Source organism: Rhizobium sp. UFLA01-1127 (assembly GCF_059803845.1).
Genome location: NZ_JAUQTZ010000227.1, coordinates 1 through 5,666, shown reverse-complemented (window position 1 = coordinate 5,666; position 5,666 = coordinate 1). Strand labels below are relative to the sequence as shown.

Here is a 5,666-nt window from a genome sequence, read left to right as displayed (position 1 = left end):
ATGCGGTACTGTGCGTGATCCACAATGCCCGTGGGGTATCGAGCGGGATTATTATGGACCAGAATCACCGCAGAAGCGGAAAGCTCCAGCGCGCGTTTGACGACTTCTCGAGGATAGACCGGCGTGTGATCGACCGTGCCGAAGCCCTGCACCTCGTCGGCGATCAGCGCATTGCGCTTGTCTAGAAACAAGAGGCGGAATTGCTCGCGCGCCTCGTGCGCCATCGCGGCGTGGCAATAGTCGATGAGAGATTTCCAAGAGGAAAGCACTGGCTTGCCGGTCAATTCGCTTTTCAGCATGCGCTGCGCGACGCTTGCAACCAGCTTCAGGTCGAGGGCAACGGCGTCACCAACGCCGCTGACCTCCGTCAGCAGGTTGGCCGGAGCGCCGAATACGCCGCCAAGCGTGCCGAAGCGGGCGAGCAATGCCTTCGCGATCGGCTTTGTGTCGCGCCGGGGGATCAGCCGGAAAAGCAGCAGTTCGAGAATTTCGTAGTCAGCCAAGGCCGCATCGCCGCTGTCGCGATAGCGATTGCGCAACCGTTCGCGGTGACCATGATAATGAGCTTCGGCGTCGGTTGGTGCAGATTTGGTGATAGCGGCGGATTTGGTGGTCTGCGAGGCGGGCTTGGCAGGCTGCCGGGCGAAGAACAGCCGCTCGTCAAGCAACGGCGCATCTTCCAACGCCTCCGTCTTCCCGCCTCTGTCGAGGGGCATGTCGCCATGTCCGTTGGAAGAAGCGGGACGTTTTGCCATGAATTATCCCTGCAGCGGCGGCAGGCCGGGACGGTCGAGGCCACCGGGTGACAGGGTGAATATCTCGCAGCCCGTCGCGGTGACGCCGACCGTATGCTCGTACTGTGCCGAGAGCGAGCGGTCGCGAGTGACAGCGGTCCAGCCGTCACCGAGCACCTTCACATGCGGCTTGCCGAGATTGATCATCGGCTCGATGGTGAAGATCATGCCTTCGCGCAGCTCCGGCCCGTCATTGACGCGGCCGTAATGCAGGATATTCGGCGAGTCATGAAAAAGGCTGCCGACGCCGTGGCCGCAGAAGTCGCGCACGACCGAACAGCGCTCGCCTTCGGCATAGGTCTGGATCGCCTCGCCGATGGCACCGGTGCGGGCACCCGGGCGAACGGCGGCAATGCCGCGCATCAGGGATTCGTAAGTGACTTCGAGAAGCCGCTCTGCCGAGCGCTTGATTTCGCCGACCGGATACATGCGGCTGGAATCGCCGTGCCAGCCATCCAGCACATAGGTTACGTCGATATTGACGATATCGCCTTCGCGCAGCGGCTTGTCGTTGGGGATTCCGTGACAGACGACATGGTTGATCGAGGTGCAGGAGGATTTCATGTAGCCGCGATAGTTCAGCGTCGCCGGATAGGCGCCGTGATCCATCCCGAATTCGAAAACGAAGCGGTCGATGACATCGGTCGGCACGCCGGGCTTGACGATGGCTGCCAGTTCATCGAGGCAGCGGGCAGTCAGCTGGCATGCCTTGCGCATTCCGGCAAAGGCTTCCTCTCCGTAGATGCGGATAGCGCCCGTATTCTTCGCCGGCGCCGTTGCCGCTTCGATGTAGTTCACCATGACTAGCCTTCGGTAGAGATCTTAAATTGTTCTAATGCAGCTATGCCGGGTTCGTCTATCGGGATCAACCCGGCAGGCGCGATTTCCGTCGGCGAAACCCTGCATTTCAGCGCATGGGCTTCGACGCCACGCGTCAAAGCGCGGTTATAAGCCTTGGCGTAGACCGGATCGAGATCACCGCAAATCCGGAAGCGATCGCAGTCATGACGTTGAACCACGAACAGCATGACCGCGCGATGGCCGGCCTCTGCCATGTCGCCGAGTTCTTCGAGATGCTTGGCGCCGCGCGCCGTCGCCGTATCGGGAAATTCCGCGAGACCCGGTTGGCGCACGAAATGAACGTTTTTCACCTCGACATAGGTGGTTGTCCGCAAAGGGTCGGTCAAGAGCAGGTCGATGCGGGAATTGCGGCCGTAATTCTGCTCACGCTTGACTGTCGTGTAATCGCCGAGATCTGAGATCTGTCCGAGCGCGATCGCCTCCGCCGCAATGCGGTTCGGCATGGCGGTGTTGACGCCCACCGTCGTACCGTCGGCTTCGATCAGTTCGAAGACATGACGGTATTTTCGCTTCGCGCCCTCATGCTCGGAAAGCCATATGCGCGAGCCGGGTGCCGTAAGGCCAAGCATCGATCCGGTATTCGGGCAGGAGCCGGTGATGAAGGTTCCGTCCTCAAGCTCGGCATCGAAGAGAAAGCGCTTGTAGCGCGAAATCAGGCGGGCAGGAACGAGAGGCGAAGGAAACTGCATAATCGGTGGCTGCTATGCCCGTTCCATGACGAAGCTGCCGGGTGCCTCTTCCAGCGCATTGAGGGCCTTGCCGCCGGGTTGACGCGCCGCCGTCATGCGATGGTCTTGCGTGAGGATCCAGGCGTGCCAATGCGGCCACCAGGATCCCGGAGTTTCTTTCGCCTCGGCCAGCCATTTCTCGTAATCGCCGCCCATGGGGCCGCCCGTCCAGAACTGGTATTTATGTTTGTCCGGCGGATTGACCACGCCGGCGATGTGGCCCGAGCCCGTTACGACGAACTCCACAGGTCCGCCGAAATACTGGCTGCCGACAAAGACGGATTTGGCGGGCGCGATGTGATCCTCGCGCGTCGCCAGATTGTAGACGGGGATGCGCACGTCCTTCAGCGACAATGTCTTGCCGTCGAGCACCATTTTGCCCTGGCTGAGCGCATTGTTGAGGTAGCAGTTTCGCAGGTAGAAGGAGTGGTTGGCCGCTGCCATGCGCGTCGAATCGGCGTTCCAGAACAGCAGGTCGAAGGGCAGAGGGTCCTGTCCCTTCAGATAGCTGTTGACGAAATAGGGCCAGATCAGTTCGGAGGCGCGCAGCATGTTGAAGGCCGCCGCCATCTTGGAGCCTTCGAGATAGCCGAGCACGTTCATCTGCTCTTCCAGCGCTGAGATCTGCTCCTCGTCGACGAAAACCTTCAGGTCGCCGGCAAAGGTGAAATCGACCTGCGTCGTCAGGAAGGTTACCGTGCGAATGCGCTTGTTCTTTTCCTTGGCATGGAGCGCGAGAGTGGCCGCGAGCAGTGTCCCGCCGACGCAATATCCGACAGCATTGACCTCCCGCTCTCCCGTGGCCTTTTCGATCGTTTCCAAGGCGAAATCGATGCCCTCGCGCGCATAGGAGGTCCAGTCCTTAGCCGCGTGCCGCTGATCGGGGTTCACCCAGGAGATGACGAAGACGGTGTGACCCTGCTCCACGCACCATTTTATGAAGGATTTCTGCGGGTTGAGATCGAGAATGTAGAATTTGTTGATCCAGGGCGGGCAGATCAGCAGCGGCCGTTTCAGAACCTTGTCCGTTGCTGGCGCGTATTGGATGATCTGGCAGATATCGCTTTGCGCGATCACCTTACCTGGTGTCAGCGCCATGTCGCGGCCGACGGCGAATTTCGTCATGTCCGTCTGCCGCAATCGCAGCTCGCCGTGACCGAGGCTGATATCTTCGGCCAGCATCTTCATGCCGCGTACCAGATTCTCGGCATTGGAGGCGATGGTCTCGCGATAGACCTGCGGATTCGTTGCGACGAAATTGGTCGGCGAAAAGGCGGCGGTGATCTGCTTCGTATAGAACGCAGCCTTGTGCCGCGTATGTTCGTCCAGGCCTTCGGCGTCACCAACCAGCTTTTCCGCCCAGTTCGACGTCAGGAGATAGGTCTGCTTCAGAAAGTCGAAGAAGGGGTTCTTCTGCCAGTCCTCGTCGGCAAAGCGCCTGTCCTTGATCGCTTCGGATTCGGCCTCGTCGGGCGAATCGCCGCTGAGGCGCTGCATGGTCTTCGTCCACAGGCTGAAGTAGCCGGTCAGCAGATGCGTTTGCGCCTCGAGCGTCCGGCGAGGATCGGAAAGCCAGTATTCTCCGACCTTGGACAGAGTCTTGACCATATCGGTAAAAGGATCGGCAACCGTATCGACCTTTTCACCGCGTTCACGCGGCGCAAGCCAGGCCGACGCCGCCTTGCCAAGGTTTTCCAGCGCACGGGCAAAATTGACGGCCATCGCTTCGGGATCCCTGACGATGTAAGGCTCGACTGACTTTGGATCAAAGCCGGGAAAGCCGCTGCTACCTTCATTATTGTCCCGCTTGCTGTCGGTCACGCATCATCCTCCCGGCGGCAGCTCGTGTTCTGTTTTCCATTTGTACATCTTGCGGGAAAAGGAATACAAGTCGAATGAAACGCAACCCTGCTCTTGCTTTGCTGCTGCGACAAATTTAACAGTCGCAACCCTCAGCGAGGAATAGCGCAGGAAGACAATTATGGGCAGCGGCATGGTGGCAAGACTGAACCGGTATTCCGTACTCTGCGGTGCAATGTGCGGAATTCTCGCATTGACGCTCGCGGGTTGCTCTACGCCCGAAGAAAAGGCGGCCTACGCCAAGCGCAAGCAGCCGCCCGAGGCGGTGATCGTAAAGCCCGCCAAGGGCACGCCGGTCGTGGAAACCAGCACGCAGCAATATTACAAGGACGGCTATCCCTCCTTCAACGCACCGCCGACCGCGGCAAACGTCCAGATCAACGACCAGCAGGCGGGCGACCTGGTCAAGCAGCTGACGGCGCTCGGCGCCCAGCGCAAGGCCGGCACGATATCGGAAGCCGAATACCAGCGCCGCGTTGCCGAAATGCGCAAGCTCGCCGCCGAACATGGCCAGGATACGCTGCAGGAAATTCAGAAAGAGGGCAGCGCTCAGCCAGCCCAGACGCAGAATTAGCCTTGCGTTTCAGGTGATTTGGACGCAAAGCGTTCAGACAGGCTGAATTTGGATGTGTCTGACCGGTGAATTGCACTTTGCGTGCATAACCGCCCAAGATTCACCTTATCTTTCGAGAAAGCATGTTGCGGCGCCGCGATTTCCAAGTTCGTATCGCGGCTGGCCGATGGATCAACGAACTTCAGCGCGGTTTTGAGGGCCGCTGTCCCATGGGGAAAGAAATGGAAGAGTTTCATAAAGTCCGGCGTTTGCCGCCCTACGTTTTCGAACAGGTCAATCGTTTGAAAGCGAGCGCGCGAGCGGGCGGGGCGGACATTATCGACCTCGGCATGGGCAATCCCGATCTTCCGACCCCGAAGGCGATCGTCGACAAGCTGTGCGAAGTGGTACAGGACCCGCGCACGCATCGCTATTCCTCCTCCAAGGGCATTCCTGGCCTTCGCCGTGCGCAGGCCGCCTATTACGCCCGTCGTTTCGGCGTGAAGCTCAACCCGGACACGCAGGTGGTCGCCACCCTCGGCTCTAAGGAAGGCTTCGCCAATATGGCGCAGGCGATCACGGCGCCCGGCGACGTCATCCTCTGCCCGAACCCGACCTATCCGATCCATGCCTTCGGCTTCCTGATGGCCGGTGGGGTAATCCGCTCGATCCCGGTCGAGCCGGATGACAGCTTCTTCCCGCCGCTGGAGCGGGCCGTGCGCCACTCGATCCCGAAGCCGCTGGCGCTCATCCTGAACTATCCGTCGAACCCGACGGCCTATGTCGCGACGCTCGATTTCTACAAGGAAGTCGTCGCTTTCGCCAAGAAGCACGACATTATCGTGCTGTCGGATCTGGCCTATTCGGAAA

Annotated in this window: 6 protein-coding genes; 2 read left to right on the top strand and 4 right to left on the bottom strand. The window is 59.9% G+C overall.

Annotated features, from left to right (window positions below):
* From Q4Q11_RS30615 to Q4Q11_RS30600, 4 genes are all read right to left on the bottom strand, one after another.
* Window positions 1-755, bottom strand: a 755-nt coding sequence (locus Q4Q11_RS30615; RefSeq protein WP_498571834.1) for a JAB domain-containing protein, incomplete at its 3' end; no start/stop codon positions are given.
* Between the two features lie 3 nt (window positions 756-758).
* The gene (gene map, locus Q4Q11_RS30610; RefSeq protein WP_112507333.1) at window positions 759-1,595 is read right to left on the bottom strand and encodes a type I methionyl aminopeptidase; all 837 of its coding nucleotides are present in this window, start codon (window positions 1,593-1,595) and stop codon (window positions 759-761) included.
* 2 nt (window positions 1,596-1,597) lie between these two features.
* A complete protein-coding gene (sfsA, locus tag Q4Q11_RS30605; RefSeq protein ID WP_112507331.1) occupies window positions 1,598-2,344 on the bottom strand; it encodes a DNA/RNA nuclease SfsA in 747 nt (248 codons plus the stop codon).
* Window positions 2,345-2,356: 12 nt separating this feature from the next.
* Window positions 2,357-4,204 (bottom strand): PHA/PHB synthase family protein, encoded by a 1,848-nt coding sequence (locus tag Q4Q11_RS30600; RefSeq protein WP_498571833.1) that lies wholly within the window; start codon window positions 4,202-4,204, stop codon window positions 2,357-2,359.
* A gap of 160 nt (window positions 4,205-4,364) precedes the next feature.
* On the opposite strand from Q4Q11_RS30600, the gene Q4Q11_RS30595 reads away from it, so the two are divergent.
* On the top strand, window positions 4,365-4,817 hold the full coding sequence (locus Q4Q11_RS30595) for a hypothetical protein (protein WP_498571832.1): 453 nt from the start codon (window positions 4,365-4,367) through the stop codon (window positions 4,815-4,817).
* A 221-nt stretch (window positions 4,818-5,038) separates the two neighbouring features.
* On the top strand, window positions 5,039-5,666 hold a 628-nt coding region (locus Q4Q11_RS30590; protein WP_498571831.1), incomplete at its 3' end, for an aminotransferase class I/II-fold pyridoxal phosphate-dependent enzyme.

Coding starts and splice junctions, on each gene's coding strand:
- map (WP_112507333.1), bottom strand. CDS start 1,595: ATGGTGAACTACATCGAAGCGGCAACGGCGCCGGCGAAGAATACGGGC.
- sfsA (WP_112507331.1), bottom strand. CDS start 2,344: ATGCAGTTTCCTTCGCCTCTCGTTCCTGCCCGCCTGATTTCGCGCTAC.
- Q4Q11_RS30595 (WP_498571832.1), top strand. CDS start 4,365: ATGGGCAGCGGCATGGTGGCAAGACTGAACCGGTATTCCGTACTCTGC.